The organism is Kordiimonas sp. (assembly GCF_048260245.1).
GTDB lineage: Bacteria > Pseudomonadota > Alphaproteobacteria > Sphingomonadales > Kordiimonadaceae > Kordiimonas.
Genome location: NZ_JBLXGZ010000022.1, coordinates 35130 through 56981, shown reverse-complemented (window position 1 = coordinate 56981; position 21852 = coordinate 35130). Strand labels below are relative to the sequence as shown.

At 52.4% G+C, this 21852-nt stretch carries 18 protein-coding genes; 12 read left to right on the top strand and 6 right to left on the bottom strand.

From position 1 onward, the window contains the following. Positions 1-361 precede the first annotated feature (361 nt). The 3 genes from ACN0VM_RS11965 to glmS are packed head-to-tail and all read left to right on the top strand — an operon-like array spanning position 362 to position 4478. The gene (locus ACN0VM_RS11965; protein WP_417451119.1) at positions 362-1270 is read left to right on the top strand and encodes a phytanoyl-CoA dioxygenase family protein; all 909 of its coding nucleotides are present in this window, start codon (positions 362-364) and stop codon (positions 1268-1270) included. Positions 1271-1292: 22 nt separating this feature from the next. Then, positions 1293-2657, top strand: coding sequence for a bifunctional UDP-N-acetylglucosamine diphosphorylase/glucosamine-1-phosphate N-acetyltransferase GlmU (gene glmU, locus ACN0VM_RS11960; RefSeq protein ID WP_417451118.1), 1365 nt, complete (start codon positions 1293-1295; stop codon positions 2655-2657). 3 nt (positions 2658-2660) lie between these two features. Further along, a complete protein-coding gene (gene glmS / locus ACN0VM_RS11955) occupies positions 2661-4478 on the top strand; it encodes a glutamine--fructose-6-phosphate transaminase (isomerizing) (protein WP_417451117.1) in 1818 nt (605 codons plus the stop codon). Positions 4479-4640: 162 nt separating this feature from the next. Here glmS and ACN0VM_RS11950 read toward each other — a convergent pair whose 3' ends face one another. The 3 genes from ACN0VM_RS11950 to gcvA form a co-directional block, all read right to left on the bottom strand. Next, positions 4641-6149, bottom strand: a complete 1509-nt coding sequence (locus ACN0VM_RS11950) for a BCCT family transporter (RefSeq protein WP_417451116.1) — start codon at positions 6147-6149, stop codon at positions 4641-4643. Continuing rightward, the gene (locus tag ACN0VM_RS11945) at positions 6146-7588 is read right to left on the bottom strand and encodes a carboxylesterase/lipase family protein (protein WP_417451115.1); all 1443 of its coding nucleotides are present in this window, start codon (positions 7586-7588) and stop codon (positions 6146-6148) included. The genes ACN0VM_RS11950 and ACN0VM_RS11945 overlap by 4 nt, the downstream gene beginning before the upstream one ends. Positions 7589-7802: 214 nt before the next feature. After that, positions 7803-8735, bottom strand: a complete 933-nt coding sequence (gcvA, locus tag ACN0VM_RS11940; RefSeq protein ID WP_417451114.1) for a transcriptional regulator GcvA — start codon at positions 8733-8735, stop codon at positions 7803-7805. Between the two features lie 136 nt (positions 8736-8871). Between gcvA and ACN0VM_RS11935 the strand changes: the two genes are divergently transcribed. From ACN0VM_RS11935 to ACN0VM_RS11920, 4 genes are all read left to right on the top strand, one after another. Continuing rightward, complete coding sequence (locus tag ACN0VM_RS11935) at positions 8872-10506, top strand: tetratricopeptide repeat-containing sulfotransferase family protein (protein ID WP_417451113.1); 1635 nt, start codon at positions 8872-8874, stop codon at positions 10504-10506. Positions 10507-10749: 243 nt separating this feature from the next. Next, positions 10750-13104 (top strand): TonB-dependent receptor, encoded by a 2355-nt coding sequence (locus ACN0VM_RS11930; RefSeq protein ID WP_417451112.1) that lies wholly within the window; start codon positions 10750-10752, stop codon positions 13102-13104. A gap of 95 nt (positions 13105-13199) precedes the next feature. After that, entirely contained in the window at positions 13200-13982 is a 783-nt protein-coding gene (locus ACN0VM_RS11925) for an SDR family oxidoreductase (protein WP_417451111.1), read from the top strand. A gap of 2 nt (positions 13983-13984) precedes the next feature. Next, a complete protein-coding gene (locus tag ACN0VM_RS11920) occupies positions 13985-14968 on the top strand; it encodes an NADPH:quinone reductase (RefSeq protein ID WP_417451110.1) in 984 nt (327 codons plus the stop codon). 109 nt (positions 14969-15077) lie between these two features. On the opposite strand, the gene ACN0VM_RS11915 is transcribed toward ACN0VM_RS11920, so the two are convergent. Both ACN0VM_RS11915 and ACN0VM_RS11910 read right to left on the bottom strand, forming a co-directional pair. After that, entirely contained in the window at positions 15078-15503 is a 426-nt protein-coding gene (locus ACN0VM_RS11915) for an acyl-CoA thioesterase (RefSeq protein WP_417451109.1), read from the bottom strand. An 8-nt stretch (positions 15504-15511) separates the two neighbouring features. Next, positions 15512-16429 (bottom strand): 3-keto-5-aminohexanoate cleavage protein, encoded by a 918-nt coding sequence (locus ACN0VM_RS11910; protein WP_417451108.1) that lies wholly within the window; start codon positions 16427-16429, stop codon positions 15512-15514. A gap of 291 nt (positions 16430-16720) precedes the next feature. Here ACN0VM_RS11910 and ACN0VM_RS11905 point away from each other — a divergent pair, with 291 nt between their 5' ends. From ACN0VM_RS11905 to ACN0VM_RS11895, 3 genes are all read left to right on the top strand, one after another. After that, entirely contained in the window at positions 16721-17266 is a 546-nt protein-coding gene (locus tag ACN0VM_RS11905; RefSeq protein ID WP_417451107.1) for a hypothetical protein, read from the top strand. A 47-nt stretch (positions 17267-17313) separates the two neighbouring features. Next, complete coding sequence (locus ACN0VM_RS11900) at positions 17314-19326, top strand: TonB-dependent receptor plug domain-containing protein (RefSeq protein ID WP_417451106.1); 2013 nt, start codon at positions 17314-17316, stop codon at positions 19324-19326. Positions 19327-19556: 230 nt separating this feature from the next. Next, positions 19557-19778, top strand: coding sequence for a hypothetical protein (locus ACN0VM_RS11895; protein WP_417451105.1), 222 nt, complete (start codon positions 19557-19559; stop codon positions 19776-19778). Here the strand turns inward: ACN0VM_RS11895 and ACN0VM_RS11890 are convergent. Continuing rightward, entirely contained in the window at positions 19775-20269 is a 495-nt protein-coding gene (locus tag ACN0VM_RS11890; RefSeq protein ID WP_417451104.1) for a hypothetical protein, read from the bottom strand. The genes ACN0VM_RS11895 and ACN0VM_RS11890 overlap by 4 nt on opposite strands. A gap of 265 nt (positions 20270-20534) precedes the next feature. On the opposite strand from ACN0VM_RS11890, the gene ACN0VM_RS11885 reads away from it, so the two are divergent. Together ACN0VM_RS11885 and ACN0VM_RS11880 are read left to right on the top strand one after the other, a co-directional pair. After that, a complete protein-coding gene (locus tag ACN0VM_RS11885; RefSeq protein WP_417451103.1) occupies positions 20535-20738 on the top strand; it encodes a CsbD family protein in 204 nt (67 codons plus the stop codon). A 392-nt stretch (positions 20739-21130) separates the two neighbouring features. Next, entirely contained in the window at positions 21131-21721 is a 591-nt protein-coding gene (locus ACN0VM_RS11880) for an N-acyl amino acid synthase FeeM domain-containing protein (RefSeq protein ID WP_417451102.1), read from the top strand. The last annotated feature ends 131 nt before the right edge of the window (positions 21722-21852 follow it).

The following is a 21852-nucleotide window of genomic DNA, read 5'->3' as shown; positions in this document are numbered from 1 at the left end:
ACATAAAACCCCCAGTTTTGCTGTTGCTATGGCAATTAAGCAAAAAAAACATCCGCATGTCTAATACTTCTCAGAGACGTCTGCTCGCGCACCTTGCACCGAATGCAACTCCGACCAAAGAGAAACTGTCAATACGACACCCTAACGTGAGGGAAGGAAAATGGCAGGTTGCGTACGCCAGCCCAGCGGTTAAAAGGTATAAAAGTTTAATAACCCCCAGACTAACCGAAAGACTTTGATGCCCCGAATCCTCAAAATATACATGTGGCCTCTATGGGTTTTAGGCCTTTTCGGTCAGGGGAAGTCTTTCAAGGCTAACCCGCTGATTGGCTCCCGCCTGCTGAATAGACTCGGCCTGCACATGATTCGGGTCTTGACTGCCCGGCTCGTCACGCACATCCGCTGGGGGCTGCTACACCGGAAAATGCCGTGCGGTCTGCGGCAAGCCTATACGCGCGACGGCTACTGCATTGTTCCTGGCTTTCTAGATGAGAAAACCCTCAGCCGTATCAAAGAAGAGCTTTGCAGTGTAACAGGCGAGGCCAGACAAATGGTGCAGGGTAATACTGCCACGCAACGAATTTTACTGGACAGCGCCTTCCTGGCGCCGCGCCCACATCTAAGCCACCTCGCCAATGACCGTAAGTTTGGCAACCTGCTTTCATACGCCGGGGCAAAAGCCGTAGCACCGCTACTTTACATTCAGCGTATCCGAAACGGATACCATGAAGGTGGGGCCGACCCTCAGAAGACCATGCACTCTGACACCTTCCATCCGACGATGAAGGCTTGGTTATTTCTGACCGATGTGGAAGACAGGCACGGGCCATTCACATACGTCAAAGGCTCGCACAAATTAACCCTCGCACGCTTCCGATGGGAATACCGTCGCTCATGCACGGCGGGAACGTTACACGATGGTTACTCGGAAAAGGGGTCTTTTCGGGCTAATGCGGAAGACCTCAACGCTATGGGTCTCCCCTCCCCCGAGGGGATCACAGCAAAGGCAGGCACCCTCGTCATCGCCAACACCAATGGTTTCCATGGGCGTGGCCAAGCTGAAAATGGCGAAGGCCGTACCGAAATATGGGCATACAGCCGGCACAACCCTTTCAACCCACTGCCTGGCTTTGGTCTTAAAGCTGTGGGGCATCTCGAACACTTTTTTCTTAAAGCCTATTGGCGCTTCAAAGACAAACAGGCTAAAAAGCGCGGTGTGCCATCCAGCTGGCATCTCATTGATGCCCAAGACATGTTAGATGGGAAATAATTGTGCATTCAGGGAGCCGATGATGCCAAAGCACGAAATCGCCGTTGTTGTCCTTGCCGCGGGCAAGGGAACTCGGATGAAATCCCGTTTGCACAAGGTTTTGCATCCGATCGGGAATAAACCGATGCTGGAGCATCTACTGCATACCGTGCGAAAACTGGCACCGGAGAAAACCGTCATCGTGGTTGGCGCCGAGCGCGATCAGGTTGAAGCTGCCGTGACGGATTGCGACATTGTCGCCCAGGCTGAGCAACTGGGCACTGGTCACGCTGTTATGATGACAAGTGAACTGCTGGAGACATATAGCGGCGATGTTCTTGTTCTATATGGCGATGTGCCCTTCATCCCTGCGAGTCTGATGCAAAGTATGATAGCCGCCCGTCAGGAGGACAAAGTCGGGCTGGTCGTCCTAGGATTCCGCCCCGAAAACCCCGCAAAATATGGCAGACTGATTACCGATTCCGATGGAAATCTGGAGCGCATCGTTGAATTCAAGGATGCCACTGACACTGAACGGGCGGTCAATCTATGTAATTCGGGCATGATGCTCATTGATGGCGCGCGGCTCTTCTCCTGGCTTGACCAGCTTTCCAACAAGAACGCTGCCGGAGAGTATTACCTGACCGACCTCGTTGAAATTGCACGGATGGACGGCCGGGCAGTCGCTGTGGTTGAAGCCATGGAAGAAGATGTGCTGGGGATCAACAGCCGCGAGGACCTCGCCCATGCTGAGGCCGTATTTCAGCGTAAACGCAGGTCGGCAGCTATGGCTGCTGGCACTACCCTAACTGATCCCGAAACCGTATATTTCAGCCATGACACCAAGCTCGCTGCAGACGTTACTGTTGAGCCCGGCGTCTTTTTTGGACCAGGCGTAACGGTTGAGGAAAACGCGACCATCAAGGCATACTCGCACCTTGAGGGCGTGAAGGTGCGATCCGGTGCCAGTATTGGTCCTTTTGCACGGCTACGCCCCGGCGCCGATATCGGCGAAGATGCTAAAATTGGCAACTTTGTCGAGATCAAGAAGGCAAAACTGGAGGCAGGCGTCAAAGTCAGCCATTTATCCTATATCGGCGATGCCCATATCGGCACAAATGCCAATATCGGCGCAGGTACCATCACCTGCAACTATGACGGATTTCTCAAGTTTGAGACCCACATCGGCGCGGGCGCTTTTATTGGCTCAAACTCAGCACTTGTCGCGCCCGTTAGCATCGGTGCTGGCGCGCTCGTGGCTGCAGGTAGCGTCATTACCGCCGATGTGGCCGCAGATGCGCTTGCTGTCGCCCGCGGCAAACAACACCAAAAAGAAGGGTATGCGGCCTCTTTTCGCAATACTCAGGCAGAGAAAAAAGCTTCTCTCGCTTCCAGGAAGGGAAAGTAATTCATGTGCGGTATTGTTGGCATTCTCGGTACAACAGCGGCAACACCGCGCATCCTTGAGAGCCTCAGGAGACTTGAATATCGAGGATACGACAGTGCGGGTATAGCTACCTTGCATGAAGGTAAACTCCAACGTTGTCGTGCACCCGGCAAACTCGAAAATCTGGCATCCAAGCTTGCAGAAAACAGCCTGACTGGCGACAGTGGCATCGGCCATACACGTTGGGCGACCCACGGCGAACCGACTGAAGCCAATGCTCATCCGCATATGACAGACCGGCTAGCCATCGTACACAATGGCATCATTGAGAATTTCCGCAGCCTCAAGGCAGAACTTCTGGAAACCGGTACGGTTTTTGAGGGCGAAACAGATACCGAGGTTGTCGCCCACCTGATGACCCGCCACCTGAAAGAAGGCATGCCTCCCAAAGATGCGTTTGAAAAGACTTTGAGCCGTCTCGAAGGCGCCTTTGCCCTGTGTGTCCTTTTGCAGGGGGAGGACAATCTGATGTTTGGCGCTCGTGAAGGCAGCCCTCTCGTTGTCGGGCTCGGTACCGGAGAAAACTACCTTGGCTCCGATGCTATGGCGCTGGCGGGCCTATCCAGCCGGCTTATCTACCTTGACGAAGGTGATTGGGCAGTGCTCAGCCGAGAGGCGGTACAAGTATACAATGCCGAGGGTGAAGCCGTCGAACGCCCTGTAAGCCTAAGCCAGGTCGCAGCCACAATGGTAGATAAAGGCAATCATCGGCACTTCATGCAGAAAGAGATATTTGAGCAACCCACCGTAGTTGCCCAGGCGCTTGGTCGCTATCTGGATCCGAATGCCGGTAAAATCAAGCTGCCCGAAATACCCTTTGATTTAGCGACGATATCGAAGGTCACTCTTGTAGCATGTGGCACCAGTTATTATGCGGCACTTGTAGCCCGTTATTGGATCGAAAAGTACGCGCGTGTCCCTGTTGAAGTTGATATCGCCTCTGAGTTCCGGTACCGCGATCCGGTATATACAGAAGGTGGGCTTTGCATCTTCATCTCCCAGTCCGGTGAAACAGCGGACACCCTCGCTGCATTGCGGCATGCCAAAGCAGCCGGCCAGCATATAATGGTGCTCGTGAACGTCCTTGGCTCCACAATGGCCCGCGAGGCTGGCGTTGTGTTGCCCATCCATGCAGGCCCCGAGATCGGGGTAGCAAGCACGAAGGCCTTTACCTGCCAATTGAGCGTGCTCGCGGCACTGTCCATAAAACTGGCCGCCGAGAAGGGGCAAATCGATGAAGCCCAGGAGGACGCCTTGGTCTCCGAACTGGAGACCGCTCCCAAGTTGATGGCCCAGGTGTTGCACCACGACGAAAAACTGCAGGAGATTGCACGGTCTATTGCTCATGCACGCGACGTGCTGTTTGTCGGTCGAGGTATCCACTTTCCCATAGCTATGGAAGGGGCACTGAAGCTGAAGGAAATCAGCTATATACATGCGGAAGGCTATGCCGCAGGAGAGCTCAAACATGGCCCGATTGCCTTGATCGACGAGAATGTACCAGTCATTGGTATCGCTCCTAAAGATGAACTGCTGGACAAGACCGTTTCAAACCTGCAGGAAATCATGGCGCGACAAGGTAAAGTGGTTCTGCTGTCAGACAATGCGGCGAGTGAGGCGGAAGGCATGTTCGCGCGTTTTGAAATGCCAACCGCAGGCGAGCTGGTAGCGCCAATCATTTATGCCATACCTGTGCAACTGCTGGCATATTATGCTGCGGTTGAAAAAGGCACGGATGTCGACCAACCCCGAAATCTGGCAAAGTCAGTTACGGTCGAATAAGTCCATCTCGGATGGCAGGCAAAGCTGTGGCCGGACAATAAAGCCTCATACTGGACCCAATCAGGGCTCAGATGGCACTTTGCAGGCAGTGTCATAGATGCCTGCGTTCTGAGGACTAACAACGGCAAGGCAACCGTCGCCACAGAAACTGGTCAAAGATTTTCAGAGTTCACCGAAGTCTTCTTTCAGCCATTTCATCAAGGTGCGGCACATAAAGACGCCGGCAAACATCAGGGGAAGAGCGGCAAGGAGTGTAGCGGACATAACCACCTTGGTACCGCCAATAAACATCAACCCAATCGGCAGTATCCCCAGCACAACGGCCCAGAACAACCGGTGCCAACGCCCTGGGTTTTCGCTGGCGTGCAGTTCTTTGGTTGCAGCAGACGCCAGCGTGTAACTCGCGGAATCATAGGTGGTAGCGACATAGATAATCGTAACGATAGTGAAAACCACAAGGGCAAACGTGCCAAAAGGGAGCTGCATGATCATTGCAGGCACCGCTGCATGGCTGTCCTCGGCGATCATCTTTGCCACCGGCAACGCGCCAGAAAGTTCCAGCTCCAGCCCGAAATTGCCGAGTACGATATAAAATGCCCAAGCGCCCATACTGCCGAAAACACACATGGCAAAGATAATTTCCCGGATTGTTCGCCCCTTTGAAATCCGCGTTACAAAGATCCCTACAAAGGGCGCAAAAGCGATCCACCACGCCCAGTAGAACACTGTCCAACTGCCAACAAATCCGGTTTTCTCAACCGGATCGGTCCAGGTGATCATAGTGAAGACATTATTCACCATGGTACCTATACTTTCCGTACCCATTGCAAGGATAAAACCGGTTGGCCCTGCGATGAGAACAAAAGCAAGCAAAAGCAGAGAGAGCAGAAAATTGGCATCCGCCAGCTTTTTGATGCCTTTCTCCAGCCCCATGTAGACGGAAACACCAAACAGCAACACACATATACTGACAGACAGAACATCGAGCCAGATGGTTCTTTCGGTCCCCAACAGTTCCGCAAGTGATGCTGAAATCATGGGTGTTGTCAGTGCCAGTGCCGTCCCGGCCCCACCGATAAGCCCGAGCATAAAAAACAAATCCACGAGACGCCCAGCAAAGCTGCTGCAGTTCTTTTCCCCCATAACCGCTGCGCTAAGCCGAAGAAACGGAATTTTCCTCAGATAAAAGCTGTAGCAAAGCGCGATCGTGGGCAACGCATAGATACACCATGCCGTAAAGCCCCAATGGAACAAACCATAGCTTGTGGCCCATTTAATGGCCTCGGTTGATTTCGGCTCTGCCCCGAATGGGGGATTTTCATAATAGAATGCCCATTCGACACCAGCCCAATACAAGAGCCCGCCCCCTACACCGGAAGAAAAAAGCATGGCGATCCAGCTGACGGTTGAGAACTCGGGCTTATCGTCGGCATCACCAAATTTAATCCTGCCATACCGGCCAAAAGCCAGCCAGGCCAAGATAACCATGGAGCCAATCGCCGCCCATTGGAACAGGAGCCCCAGTTCCGTAGCGACAATATTGTAAAGGTCGGTGATGCCTGTCTCCAGCATATCCCCAAAGACAAGCAACGGAACGGAGACCCCAAGCGTGGTGACGGCGGCCAATGAAAATACTGTTTTGTCGATTGGTTTGGGGCTGTCAGCGGTCATTCCGTTTCCTTGTCCAAAAAGGCACAAATGGCTGAGCCCTCTGCTGGTAATTCATCAATCAGATCAGCGAGTTCCTGAATATAGGGAGCCTGTTTGTGATAGGGCTGCCAATCAGGGAGGCCCAATCCATTAGGGTTGCCGGTGCGCGCAAAATTCACCCAGTAAGACATCATGACTTCGGTCAGGTTTCGGTCCTCCTCTGTCGTCGGCAACCACGCATCATGCGTCCCAAATACATAAGGGATTTCCGCTCCATGATAGGCTTTCAACTGCTCGCTGCCGGGTCGCTTGCGGGAAAATTCGTAAACATACGCTTGGCCACCCGCCTGGTTTGCCTGTCGGGCAATGGTCAAGCCGGGACAGAAAAAATCAGCTTTTGCGTCCAGATAATCAGCTTGCTCCAGCGCTGTCTCAAATCGTTTTTCAACAAAAGCCCGCGCTGCATCCCTTTTGGTGTATGCGTCCAACGCATCTTCCAGAGCCTGTGCCGCGCTGGAATAATACATCAACCATTCATTCAGGTTGCTTCCGATCAGAACCGGTACCCCGGCATTGTGCCGCGGTTCCGTTCGAACATAAATATCGTCCGCAAGCGGCGCATGATAATAGTTTTCCGGGCGAATGTTGATGAGGGATTGCCAGGGCAGTTGCCTGGCCTGAAACACGCTCGAAACCCTGGCGTGCCTGAACGCTGTTTCTGCTGCCTTTGTTGCATTTTCTATCGTTTCCACGGGTTGCGGACCAATCGCCCCTGACTGGATAATTGCCTTATGGAACAAGCCTTCTGACTTTGCGCTTCGCAGTAAAGCCGCGATATTGCCACCGCCAGAGGATTCGCCGAAGACAGTCACATTATCTGGGTCACCACCAAAGGCTCTTATGTTTTCCTGCACCCACCCAAGGCCGGTGATCAAATCACTCATACCGTTGGTGCCGCTGCTTCCCACCGCCCCTTTAAAAGGAAGTGGCAAAAACCCAAGGGTTCCCAACCTATATTGCAAAGAGACCACGACAACGCCGCGTTCCGCCAACACGTGGCCGCTATAATTGGGCTCAAATGAATGCCCGCTGAGGTTGGCGCCGCCATGAATCCAGACCATCACCGGTAGCTTCACGTCCCGGATTTCCTGCGTCCAGACATTGAGGAACAGACAATCTTCCGAGACATGGGACAGGTCTGGAATGAGTTTTGCGGACTCTTCAGCCGACAAGCCAAACTTTTCTGCAACACTTTGGTACCATTCGGCCGTGCCATTGTTCTGCGGACAGGCGGGACCAAACCGGGTTGCATCCGTGTGAGGCTTTGAAGGCATATGGGCAACAGCAGGTTGCCAACGAAGAGGCCCTACCGGCGCTTCGGCAAAGCGAATACCCTTAAATTCAAATATCTGGTTGGAACGCTGCTTTCCCAAAAGTTGCGTCGCCTGCAATTGGACCACAGGCTGTTTTCCACGCACGTATGGAGCATCTGATCTTTCATAGAAAGAAGAGCAAGACGAAAGCACAAACAGCGCCAGAGCAAATGACCATGTCAGTTGCCAAACCCTCATGGGTTGTTCTTCTCCCCTTCCGATTCCCAATCTATTGAGTGACAATCTTCTCCACCAACCACAAACGATAAATTCTCCCAATCGCATGAATATTATTCATGCATTACATCGCTGGCACCTCGGTACGAAGGGGGAGTAAATCTGGGTCGGCATTAATTTCATCGAGAAGCCAAAGCCTGAAAGCCTTGATTTTCTCCCTGTTTGTACGCGCCTTGGGGTAAACAAGATACCAATGCCCCGTTGCGGGCACTTCATACTCAGGGAACGGATTCACCAGAAGGTTCGCGGCGAAGTCTTCAGAAACATAGGGATGCATGGCCAGTGCCACCCCTGCTCCCCGAACCGCGGTTTTCAAGGCGTGATCATAGCTGTCAAAGCTCAGTCCTGCGTTCAGGTCAATTCCTTCCGTGCCTGTGGCTTCAAGCCAAACCCGCCAATCATTTTCCGAGGGATACACCTGCAGAATAGTTTGAGCCGCCAGGTCCGCTGGGGCCTTGAGTGGGCTATCTCCGGCTAGAAGCTTGGGGCTGCAGACAGGAAACAGGCACGGGCTGAACAAATAGTCGTAACGCATGTTGTTTGCTTCAGGTGTGCCGATCATGATCGCAAGGTCAATATCCTGCTCGGTAAAGTCCGGATCCCACTGCGACGTTATCAAGCGAACCTGCAAATTGGGATGCTTGACGCGAAAACGGTCCAGCTTGGGCAACAGCCAACGCACCGACAGCGTAGAATAGGATTGTAGAATCAATATATTATCGTGCTCGGTCCGGCTTATTTTCTGTACTCCCTCCTCAAGCAGATCAAGTGCTTTCTCGACGAAGGGAAACAGGGCCTTACCGCTTTGGGTAAGAGCAATAGACCGTGTCTGCCGGACGAAAAGTTCAACTCCCAGTGCGTTTTCCAAATGTTTGATCTGATGGGAAATAGCGGACTGGGTTACATTGAGTTCCGTTGCTGCTTTTTTGAAAGAATTCAGACGAGCCGCAGCTTCAAACGACCGCAAGGCATTTAATGGGGGAAGCTTTCGGGTCATGCACTCTCCAGAGAACGGGATTAACGTCAAACTTATATACTATGCTTGAATTTTTCTCAAATTAGATGTCAGCTGCCCGCTTGTCAAACCGCCTGCGTGGTGACAAGTTATTCTCAAATATTGCGGATACCGGGAAATGGAATTGGACGACAGCTTTGAACACGAAGAACGCCTGACCGCTTTGCAGCATATGGCAGGTGACAAAGACCTTGTGGAGGCCGGCAAGCATATGATTGCCGGTAAGCTGGGGTTAGCTGAACCCCTGTGCAGAGCCGTGCTGAAGCGAGATCCGCTCAATGTGAATGCCATGAGTATGCTAGCTGATATCGGAGTACAGGTGGGTGCCTTTACCGATGCGGAAAAACTGCTCAGACGCAGCCTCGAACTCGCGCCCGACTTTAACAGGGCACGCGCCATTTACGCCAATGTGCTTTTTAAAAAACAACACTATGAAAGCGCCCTGCAGGAATTGGACAAGCTTGCGAAGATAGACCCCGGCAATATCGGCTACGCGATTTTAAGAGGCAATATTTATGCTCAGGTCGGGCGCCACGAAGACGCGCTTACCTACTTCACCTTGGCTGCCGAAAGACGCGCCGACAATGCCCGAATTCATATGAGCCTGGGGCATACATTAAAAACCATCGGGCGACAGGAAGAAGCTGTAGAGGCGTACCAAAATGCAGCCCGCTGCGAGCCTACGCTCGGTGACGCCTATTGGAGCCTTGCCAATCTCAAGACCTATGAGTTTGCCCCCAAACAGATTGACGATATGCGTCAGGCTGCAGCAAGCCAGACTATCGATCGCAACGACTTTTTCCATCTTTGCTTTGCCCTTGGAAAGGCCCTTGAGGATCGCGGCGAGTATGACGAGGCTTTTTTGCACTACAAGCGAGGCAATGCCGTCAAGCGGCGCACTATCAGGTACAGTGCAGACGCGAAACATGCAGAGATGCAAGCTCAACGAACGCTTTTCACACCGGAATTCCTGGCAGGCCGGGCGGGCAGTGGCACACAAAAGACAGGCCCTATATTTGTTGTCGGCTTGCCCAGAGCCGGGTCCACCTTAATCGAGCAGATACTGGCCAGTCATTCAATGGTAGAGGGCACGCAGGAACTTCCTGATATTATTTCTATCGCGCGCCGTATTTCAGGTAAGGAAAAGGAAGGGGAGGAAAGCCGCTACCCGGAAGTGCTGGCGGAACTGCCCTTTCAGGATTTTTCGGCACTGGGCGAAGAGTATCTGGAGCGCACGCAGGTTCACCGGAGCGGCGCCCCCTACTTTATTGATAAAATGCCCAACAACTTTGCCCATATAGGTCTGATACACCTGATATTGCCCAACGCAATCATTATCGACGCCCGCAGAAATCCGATGGACTGTTGTTTCAGCGGCTTCAAACAGCTTTTCGCCCGCGGACAAAATTTCACCTATTCCCTGCAGGAAATAGGCCGGTACTATCAGGACTATATCCATCTGATGCGCCACTGGGACAAAGTTTTGCCTGGGCGTATTCTAAGGGTGATCAATGAGGACCTGATCGCCAGTCCGGAAGAGGAAATTCGGCGTATGCTCACGTTTTGCGGATTGCCTTTTGAAGATGCATGCCTGTCGTTCCATGAGACCAAAAGAGCAGTCAAAACCGCAAGCTCCGAACAGGTTCGCCTACCGATCAACGCCAAAGGTATAGGCCGCTGGCACCATTTTGAGCCGCATCTGGCGCCGCTTAAAGGGTTCCTTGGAGAACTGATTAATGATTACAAAAGGTAATTTATGATTGCCTTGGTCGACAAGGGGCTCACTACTTAATTATTATTTTCCATATAGTTAAGACACTAATTTCTTCCAAACTCCACTACGTCCAATCCTATAGATGAATTTTTCTCATCACTTCATGACGATTAATCTTTTGTCTTGGCCTCCCTGTTCAAACACTATTGCTTTGATACCAATGAATTGTTGTTGGCTACTTTTTTAGCCGGTTACGGGTCATAGGTCAGGGAGGGGAAACCAGTGAAACAATTTTCGGAAAGCGCCATAAAGGCGCTCAAAATGACAGCTTATGCACACACCAAAAACGCGCTGAGGTCAGGCATATCGTTGGCTACCTTGACAGGTGCCTCGGCAATACTGCCGGGTATGGCGAACGCGCAAGACAGCAATGCAGGCGATTTTGTTTTCGAAGAAATTGTCGTCACAGCCCAAAAACGATCCCAAAATTTACAGGAAGTTCCTGTCAGCATTAGTGTCTTGAATCAATCGACACTGGAGCAGCGAAACATCCAGAGCTTTGCAGACTATGCTGCAGCCCTCCCCAGCGTGTCTTTCCTGGCACTCGGCCCCGGCCAATCGGAGGTGTTTTTCCGCGGCTTGTCCGATGGCGGAAACGGTAATCCGGCAGGCACAGCGCCAAGTGCTGCCATCTATCTTGATGAGCAACCCGTTACCACAATTGGTAGCAACCTTGATATCCAGGTCTATGATGTTGCGCGCATCGAAGCACTGTCCGGCCCTCAAAGTACCCTTTTTGGCGCAAGTTCGGAAACCGGCACCCTGCGCATCGTGACAAATGCTCCAGATGTTACGGGGTTTGCGGCTGGTTTTGATGTCAGCGGTCATTCTGTGAAAGATGGTGGTGAAGGCTATAGCCTTGAAGGGTTTGTGAACGTGCCACTAAACGACAGCGTCGCGTTGCGTGTTGTCGGGTGGCAGGTGGAAAATGCTGGATATATTGACAATGTCGCCGCCACGCGGACCTTCACTCGAAGTGGCATAACGGTCGATAATGCCGCGTTTGCGGAAGAAGATTTTAACACCGAAAAGAAAACCGGCGCACGGGCGGCGCTTGGCATTGACCTGAACGACAACTGGACGGCAACCATCAGAGGCATGTATCAGGACCAGCGCACACAGGGCGTGTTTGACCACGACCCCGATGATGTTGGCGATTTGGAGGTCGAGCGGTTCTTTGAAGACTCTTACAGCGACGAATTCATGCAATTCAGCGGGACCCTTGAGGGCAAGGTTGGCGATCTGAACCTGGTATATTCAGGGTCATACCTGGACCGCGACATCCAGTATGTTAATGACTATTCTGAATATGCAGAATACTCCGCCTTCATCGACTATTACACATGCGAGTATGCCTACTCATACGTTTCCTACGGGTATGAGTTTTTCAACTGTAATGATCCCCGGATCCAGTTTGAGAATGACAGCAAGTTCACACGACAAACCCATGAATTTCGACTGTTATCGGATGAAGATCAACGACTCAGATTCCTCGTTGGCTTCTTTTATGACAGGCAGGAGCTTGACTATATTTTTGAATATAGAATTCCTCAAATTCAACCCGGTTTTGCGATATCTTTCTCCCCCGGCACCGCTTCGGATGCTTATTTTGTTACTGACCAGAACCGCGTCGACAAGCAAATAGCGGGCTTCGGCGAGATTGAATACGACATAAACGACTCTCTTACGGCAACATTTGGCTATCGCTACAGCGAGACTAAAACGTCTTTGAACGGGTTTGTTGGTACGGTATTTACCGCCAGTCCGGCTGTCGATGTGTCTGCAAAAGATACGCAAAGTTTGTTCAAGGCAAACCTGACCTACACCATCAACGACGACTTCCTGACGTACGCCACCTTCTCACAAGGCTTCAGGCCCGGCGGCGCCAACAGGGCAGCGACCAGCAATATCCCTCTCACCTATGCGCCCGACACTGTCGACAACTACGAAATCGGTTGGAAGTCGAGCCTATTAGATGGCCGTATCCGATTAAACGGGGCCGCCTTTTATATGAAATGGCAAGATATTCAGCTTACCCGATTTGATCCAAGCGAGTCACCCCTGGGTCTCACGAACAATGCGGGGGATGCCCGGGCAATGGGCGTTGAGGTAGACTTTTCGGCATATATCACAGAAGAATTTTCCCTGAACGGCGGATTTGTATTTCTCGATGCCGAGCTAACCGATGATTTCACACAGAATGTTTCCGCGCCTGCCGGAACACCCGCAGATGCGCCAGCCGGAACAGGCCTGCCGTTTGCGCCCGGTTTCAAAGGGTCTTTGACTGCGAGATATGAAACGGATACCGGCATAGGGTTATTTTTTGCCCAAGCAGATGCCAGCTACGTGGACACGTCTTACAACGACTTGTTTGTCGCTTCCCGGCAAGAACAGGATAGCTATGGTATCTTGAACCTGTCGACCGGCATCCAGAGAGACCAGTGGACCGTCACACTTGAGGCACGAAATATAACCGACACGCGCGCTCAGATATATCGAAATGCAACAGACTTTGACTCGCGGATCACAACAAATCGGCCGCGTACACTGTTCATTTCCCTAGGATACAAATACTAGCATTAAATAGCCATGGGACGGTGGGGGGGTACCTCGCCTCTCACCTGAATTTTCAGGCCTTCCATGTCATGCGAGCAACGAGAGACCCACTGCAAATGACAAAAACGGTTGCAATCAGTGCAGGTGCCAGCGGTATTGGTCGGGCAATTGCAGAGAGCTTCATTGCCGATGGCATGAATGTCTTCGTGTGCGATGTTGACACTGCGGCTGTTGCCGATTTCAAAGCCAAAAACCCAAAAGCCTTCGCAATGACAACAGATGTCCGGGACACTGACGCCATTCAAAGCTTCTTCGACCTGATAAAGAAGGAAACGGGAAGGCTGGATATATTGATCAATAACGCAGGCATCGCTGGCCCGACCGCAAAAATTGAGGACATCGCGATTGATGCCTGGCGCGACACCATTGATATTGACCTGAACAGCTTTTTTTACTTCTCCCGCCTGGCCATTCCGATGGTCAGAAACGCGGGTGGCGGTTCCATTGTCAACATCGCCTCCAACGCAGCCTTTTTTGGCTTCCCCATGCGAAGTGCTTACGCCGTCAGTAAATGGGGTATTATTGGCCTGACAAAAACAATGGCAATGGAATTGGGCGAGGACGATATTCGGGTCAACGCCATTTGCCCGGGCAGCGTGGAGGGTGACCGCATCAACCGGGTGATCGCCAAGGATGCTGAAGCAAGAAACCTCTCAATCGAGGATGTCCGGCGCGAATATCAATCGCAAAGTTCCCTGAAGACGTTTGTAACAAAAGACGACATTGTCGCAATGGTGCAATTTCTCACGGGGCCAACCGGACGCCGCATATCTGGCCAGGCAATCGGGCTTGATGGTCACACGGAGGGCCTGTCGCTCCATAATCTGAAAGGAATTTAACTGTGAAAGCCGCATGGTATGAGCGCACGGGCGATGCGCGAGATGTTGTTACAGTTGGTGATCAGCCTTTGCCCGAACCAAAGTCTGGAGAGGTGCGTGTTCGCCTTCATGCTTCTGGCGTGAACCCTTCCGATGTGAAAACACGGGCTGGCGCCCGCGGTGAATTGCAGTTCCCCAAGGTCATTCCCCATTCAGACGGAGCCGGGATCGTAGACGCGGTAGGCCCAGATGTTGATGCAGGCAGGCTTGGTCAGCGGGTGTGGATTTGGAATGGGGCCTGGGCGAGACCATTTGGCACATGTGCTGAATATATCGTCGTCCCTTCCGCGCAGGCGCCCATCCTTCCTGACAACACCTCTTTCGAGGCAGGCGCCTGCCTCGGCATACCGGCCAGCACCGCCTGGTTTGGTGTTTTCGCTGATGGCGATGTCACCGGAAAAACTGTTCTGGTTACTGGTGGCGCCGGTGCAGTTGGCCACTACGCCATCCAGTTTGCCAAACTGGGCGGCGCAAAAGTCATCACCACGGTAAGCGGGCCTGAAAAGGCTGCCCACGCCAAAACCGCGGGCCCAGACCTGATCGTGAACTACAAAGAAGACGATGTGGTTACTGCTATTCGCACCTTTACAGGTGGTGAGGGCGTCGACCGCGTAGTTGAAGTGGAGTTTGGCGGCAACTTGGATGTCACCAATGAGGTTTTGGCACCGAACGGCGTGATCGCGACATATGGCTCCATGGATGACCCAACGCCAACCTTGCCGTTTTACCCTATGATGTTCAAGGGCGTTACCTTGCGCATGTATCTGATCTATCTCCTCAGCGAAACAGATCGACAAAAAACAGTTGAAGGCATCAACAAGCTGCTTGAAAGCGGCAAGGTGACCCACGCGATCGCCAATGAATTTTCTATCGAGGATACAGCAGGCGCGCACCTGGCCGTTGAAAGCGGCGCCGTGATTGGGAATATTGTTGTTACCATCGATTGATCGCCAGTCACTTCAAACATGACCCGGCCGGTTTCACCCGATGGAATTACGGGGAAGCCGAGCCGGAATATGAAGTGTGACCGAGCGGCGAGCTGAAAACAAAAGTAGCTCAGGCCTGCTCACCTGCCAAAAAGGCTTCTGCCATGGCGCGGTACTCGCCTTCAATTGCCATGGCTTTACGCTCTTTGGTATCAAATAACACACAAACGCAAGCCAATGTTGCCGCCAGTTCACCGCTGGCTTGATTGGTCATCTCATAAGAGAGAGCCAAAGACTTACCGCCGATGCGCGTCAGTTTTCCGGTAATGACGACCGGCTGACCGGCCGACACCTCGGCCTTGTACTCAATCTCGTGCTTGACGTCGGCGAAGCCGACCCCTTTAAGCAAAGCGTCTTCCCCCGTCCAACCGAAGATATCGAACAATAGCTGATAGGACGCTTCATCAAACATCGCCATATATTCGCGAATATTGAGATGCCCCATCACGTCACATTGCTGGGGATGGGCGATCGTTCTGTATAGCGGGTATGTCATCGCCAATCCTAGCCAGTTGCTTTCAGTTCAAACTTTTTGTCTGCCCCGCGCAGGCTAAATGCATTTCTGGTTTCTTGCGGGGACTGAACGACACAGCCCATATTTTCCAAAATATTCCGCGCCCGTTCTACCAATTGTGCATTGGTTGCCAATTTCCCCCGCTCCAGATAGAGGTTGTCCTCAAGACCCACGCGCACATTGCCCCCCAGCAATGCTGACTGGGCTACCATCGGCATTTCCATTGCACCCAATGCAAAAGCTGACCAGTTACAGTTCTCCGGCAAATGATCGGACATAGCCATAAATGCTTTTGGTGTTGCCTCTGCCGCCCATTTCACCCCTAGACAAATCTGAAACAGTGGCGGCGCGTCCAGTAATCCTTTTTTCAGCAAGTTTTTAGCAAAGGCAATATGACCAAGATCAAAAACCTCAAGCTCAGGCTTCACGCCGATTTTTTGCAGCCGGGCAGCGCCTGTTTCCAACATATTGGGCGTGGAAACATACACATAATCTCCGCCGGGATAATTGAACGAGCCGCAATCCAACGAACATATCTCGGGCAGCAATTCCTCAACATGTTCCTGTCTGGTGGCTTGACCAACCAGGTCGGTGTCGGAGGTAAAGGCCAGAGGATCTTCATCAGGCCCCAGATAGAGATCCCCGCCCATGCCTGTTGTAAGGTTGATGACAACATCTGTGTCAGCGGACCGGATCCTGTCGACGACTTCCCGGTACAGCTCAAGATCACGACTGGCAGCGCCGGTTTCAGGGTCGCGCACATGTATATGGGCTATCGCCGCACCGGCTTTTGCCGCCTCTATCGACGCGTCTGCGATCTGTTTTGGTGTGATCGGAACATGGGGAGATTTCGAAACAGAGTCACCAGATCCGGTAACAGCACAACTAATAGCAATATCTCGGTTCACGTCAACTCCTGCACTCTGTAAAATGGTCGGTCCATACTTTTCTATTACCCTACCTTGTCTACCGTAAATTCAATTAGGGCTCAAAGCATTTAGACGCCTACCTTTTCCGGAGGAGTTGCTCGCAGGCGTCACGCCCGATATGAGCAGACGTTCAGAAAAAAAAGGGGGGGGATAGGACCTTGTTGGCAGGCTGGGCATTATTCTCATGCCGTTAACTAATTTTTATATATCAGGTGGCTAGAAGGAGGGCGCTCGAGGGGTACACATTGATTATAAAGATAGGTGTATCCAATGATAAAAATGTTAAAGGGCCCTGCCGCAAAAACTGTCGGATTGGCAGCTATCCTGATTGGGTTTCAGGGTATCGCCCAAGCTGAAACAACCAAGCGTGACGTGCAGGTAGGCGCAAAAGCAGCAGCGTTTGTCCAGCCTGAACTCACCGGTGATATAGCAACAGCTATCGTATTTGATCCATCAAATGCCGCGTCAAAAGCTGATGCCGACACCATTGCCGCCGCGCTGGGCGATGGCATGAAAATCAAGCACGGCACACTACGTCCAAAGCTGGTGCCATTGAATGATACAGCGGCGTTGGCAACCGCACGGGTTGTTTTTCTGGCGCACGGCGTGGGTGACGGCATGTCATCGGTAGCGTCTGCCGCAGCAACCAACGCCATACTGACAATCTCCAATGACATGAGCTGTGTCGAAACAGACCGCTGTGTGGTGGGCGTCCAGTCCAAGCCGAAAGTTTCAATCGTGGTCAGCAAAGCTGCGTCCGCCGCTGCGAACCTGCAGTTCGGTGCCGCGTTTCTCATGATGGTGAAAGAGCGCTGAGACGCCTTCAGCCCCCACGAATATTTATTCCCCAGGAGTTATTCAATATGAAAAAACTGATTTTGACCGCGTCGGTAATGGCGCCAATGAGCCTTGGCGGCACCGCCTATGGCCAGTCCGTGAACTACGGCGACCTGCAGGAACTGTTTGGCGAGCCGGTAACAACCAGCGCCACAGGTAAACCACAGCGCAGCTCCGAAGCCCCGGCTTCCATGGTTATCATCACAGCCGACGAACTGCGCCGCTCTGGTGCCACTACCTTGCCGGAAGTGCTGCAAAATTACGCCGGGATCGACGTAAACAACTATGTAACCGGCCAGAGCGATGTAACGATTCGCGGCGCCAATATCCCGCTTAGCCCGCGCCTGCTGGTGCTTGTAAACGGACGGCAGGTCTACCTTGACCACTTTGGTTACACGGACTGGACTCTGATCGGTGTCGAGCTGTCGGAAATTCAGCAGGTAGAAGTGGTGCGTGGCCCAAACAGTGCCCTGTTCGGCTTTAATGCCGTTTCCGGTGTGGTAAACATCATTACGATTGATCCGCTCGCCCACTCCAAAACCACTGTTTCAGCCAACTACGGCAACAAAGGCCAGATTGCTGGCTCCTTTGCCCTGGCCACCAAGCTAGGTGACAAGGTCGGGATGCGCCTTTCCGCAGGTTACCGCGAGGAAGACGAATGGGCGAGAATAAGCCAGCCTGCAACCAACTTCACGCTGTCGGGCCAACCCGCGAAAAGCTACAATGCTTCTGGTGAACTCACATGGCAGGTCGCCTCCAATGTACGGGCTTCTGCTGATTATACCTATAGCCGCTCCAAGCAGGTTGAGCATGGGTTCCTGGGACGTGTCATTCAGTCCGATACCGAACTGAAAGGTATCAACGGAATACTGGCCATCGACAGTTCGATAGGCCTTGTCAAGGCACAGGTCTATTATAACGACCTGACCCACGACTATCTGTCAGCCGGGGCGCCTTTCGTCATGAACGACACCGTCCTTGTCGCCAAACTTGAGGATATGGTGAAACTGAACGCTCAAAACACTGTTCGCGTAGGCGCCGAATACCGCCGGAACGAGTTTGAAATTTTGAACGGCGTTTCCGCTATCACGGCTTATGATGTCTATTCCGCCAACGCTATGTGGGAATGGGCCATCACAGAGAAGCTGACAGCGACCAATGCTGTCAGGTTCGACCGGATGGCGATGGACTACACACCTGCCGACGACCCGGTCTTCTATTTCGACACAGACGCGTTTGCTAACAAGTTCTCGGAATGGAGCTATAACTCCTCATTGGCTTATGAAATCGACGATAAAACACGCGTCCGTTTCAGTGCGATGCGCGGTATCCATATCCCGGCAGCCCGCTCTCTTGCCATGTATGCCATTCCGATCGGCGCCATTTATCTCGGCTTCCGGCCAGATGAAGAAACAAGCCCCGGGTCGGATACGTCCTATGAACTGGCATTCAACCGAAGCGTCGAGTCTATCGGCGGGAAAGCAAGCCTTGTCTTCAGCGCCAACAAGACCAAAAGGTTCCAAGCTTACGGTTTAAACACCGGCAGCGCAGTTGGAACACCGATCCCAACGGTCATCGACAACGCGCTTGGCGACTTCAAGTCCTATACGGTCGAGGCCTCGGTTGATGGTAAGTTCTCTTCCGCTCTCGGCTGGATGCTGAACTATACCTATACCGACGTGAAAGAGGATTTCGCCTCGGACCGTCTCAATGACGTGGTTGCGATGGGTGACGGCACACCAGCCCACAAGGTCAACGCTACACTGTCGTATCATGAAGGTCCATGGGAAGCGTTCATGGCGGCGCGTTACCGCTCCAAAACCACGCAGATGCCTGCACCTTTCAACGTGGCGACTGTTGACGACCTCGTCAACCTTCCGGGCAACCTGACACTTGATGCACGTGTGGCTTATGCCCTGAACGACACCTGGACCATTTCGGTTACCGGGCAGAACCTGACCGGCAATGACTGGGCTGGCCTCAACGCGTTCGGTGCAGCCGATACCCGTGCACGCCTGGGTCTCAGCGCAAGTTTCTGATCGCAAGATATCCCTTGAGAAGCAACATGGGTCCGGCGGTGAGCCGCCGGCCCGCCCCCTGCCCCCAGAGCTCTCGCAGCGCAAGAAGAGGGCCACCATGTTCATAAACCTTCCCTGCGATAGGCAAGGTTTCAGCCGAGATAGGACTGCCAACGTTCCTGCCGCTGGCCAATTTTACAAGGCAATCGCCCTGATTGCCAATGACAGCGGCGCGTAAAAGGCTCAGAGCAATGATGCTGCCGGATGACACGATTAACAAGATACATGGCAGCGTCATCGACTTTGCCGGCCAGACCGAGAACCACCAGGAACTCAACGGAACGACCGCCTTTCGGGCAAAAAACTGTCAACTGGAGGTTCCTGCTAGAACCGATAATAATAAAACGCCCGCACAGGGTGGTGCGGGCGTTTTGATGCCTATAGGCTCTTTCCTGCCAATGCAGACCGATTAACCCGACACATTGTGGGCATCACCGCGCTCAAAGATATCCTTGGCTTTCTTGGCTTCGTCACTGTCCTCTGCCTCAACCACAACCAGGATGGCACCGTCTTTAATTTCATCCTCATAGCGTTTGGCAACAAATTCCGGGATACCAAGGCCAATGAGGGAACCGGCGAGGCCGCCCGCCGCGGCTCCAACGCCAGCACCCGCCGCTGCGGCAACCAAGGTGCCATATACCACGAGGTTGACACCAGGTATCACAACGGAACCGACGGCTGCCAACCCTGCGGCGATGGCACCAATAACGCCACCTGTAACGCCGCCAATAGCACCACCTTCGGCGGCCTTACTTTCGCGTTCTACATTAAAAGACTGGCCGATAGAATTGTCGGCAGCCACTATACTAAGCTGTTTTTCCGTAAAGCCGGCAGCCTCCAGTTCGAGGATTGCCTGACGTACGGCCACTGCGGTTTTAAAGGTTGCTGATACCGTCTTGGACATGAAGTGTCTCCTGATTACATCGCTGAATAAATGGGGATCGTAAGCCCACCTAAAATGCCCGGGACCACGTCAGCTATCGATATCGGAATAACAGCATTTGCATAAAGGATACGTCAACCCGGCTGCCACCACGCACCAGTTAACGGCGCCTTTATATCTTATGCCTTCAATCAGATTTAAAACTAATTCCGAGCAACACATTCTGTCCTTATGCCCAAGGGAGCACGATACGCTCTGGGCGCAACTTCAGATCGGGAGACAGCTAATGAACAAAGATATCTTAAAAGGTAAATGGAAACAGTTGAAAGGTGACGCCCAGAAACAATGGGGCAAGCTGACAGACGACGAGATCGATCAAATTGAGGGCGACGCCACAAAGCTGGCGGGTCTCATTCAGGAGCGCTACGGTAAAACACGTGAGGCCGCTGAAAAAGAAGTTGAAGAGTGGCAGAACCGACATAGGGGTTGAGCACTCTATGCCATTAACACTGAGGGTAGCTTGCTGATATTCCCCTCATGTCAGCCAAAGAACGCAGTTGCGCATTCACCTGCATCAGGTTTGATGCGCAACTGTCATGTAAAAAATACCCCTTCAAGTGACGGGCTCAGTTGCCTTTTGCCAAAACAAGCGCGTCCAACCGACTCGGACTTAGCGTGTTCACCTGCGCCTTCCCAGTTGGGAAATTCCCGTAAATGGAAGATAGTACTCCCTGTATCTTTCCACTGTTCCTTCGAAAATTGTCATAAAATACGGCCTTTAAGAGCATTCCTGTAACCATGAGTTTCCTTACAGCTTAAAATAGCCTGCAGGTGAGAAATCGCCTTCGGTTCATTTTTCAAAAGCTGAAACAGGAGACTTCCATGAGGACTGAACACCAACCAAAATCCGCTGCGCAAGAAATCTTTGAACTGCGTTATACTGCGTATCTCGATAAAGCTTCCATTGCAGCCAACGAGCAGGCCGCTTTTACCGACCCTTATGATGGGGCACCTAATTGTCATTCCTTCATTGAGTATATTGAGGGCATGCCAGCAGGGTCGATTCGCGCATGCGTTTATCACCCGGAAAAACCCCATTTGGGCATTCCGGCACAGGAACTTTTTCCTGATGAAATGGAGGCCCACATTGCGCCCGGTGCAAGCGTGGTCGAATCCAATAAGTTCGTCGTGCACCCAACCTTCCAGCACAAAGCGTTGCGCCTGAAGTTCAAGTTGTTCAAGAATGTATTCGATAAAGCGCTGGCAGTCGGTGCCGATTATATCGTCACCTCTCCCCGTGCTTCACAGATCGACTTTTACCGCGGGATGCAATTTGAACCGATTTCAGGTGTGAAACGTTCGCTCGCGTTGGATTTTGATGTCGTGCTGATGGCCTGTGACTTGGGCAGAGCCCGGAAGCTGGTAGCATCAGACCCCAAATATAAAACGTTGCGCCGCTTTGGTCTGTGTTAACTTATCTCGTCAGGGCCCTGCGGGGCCCTGACCCCATATAACCCGCGCGAGCGGACCTGCACTCTCATGGGTGTAAAAAACACGTGATACATGTACAAACATCGGGTATTAAACTTTTGGTGATATATTAA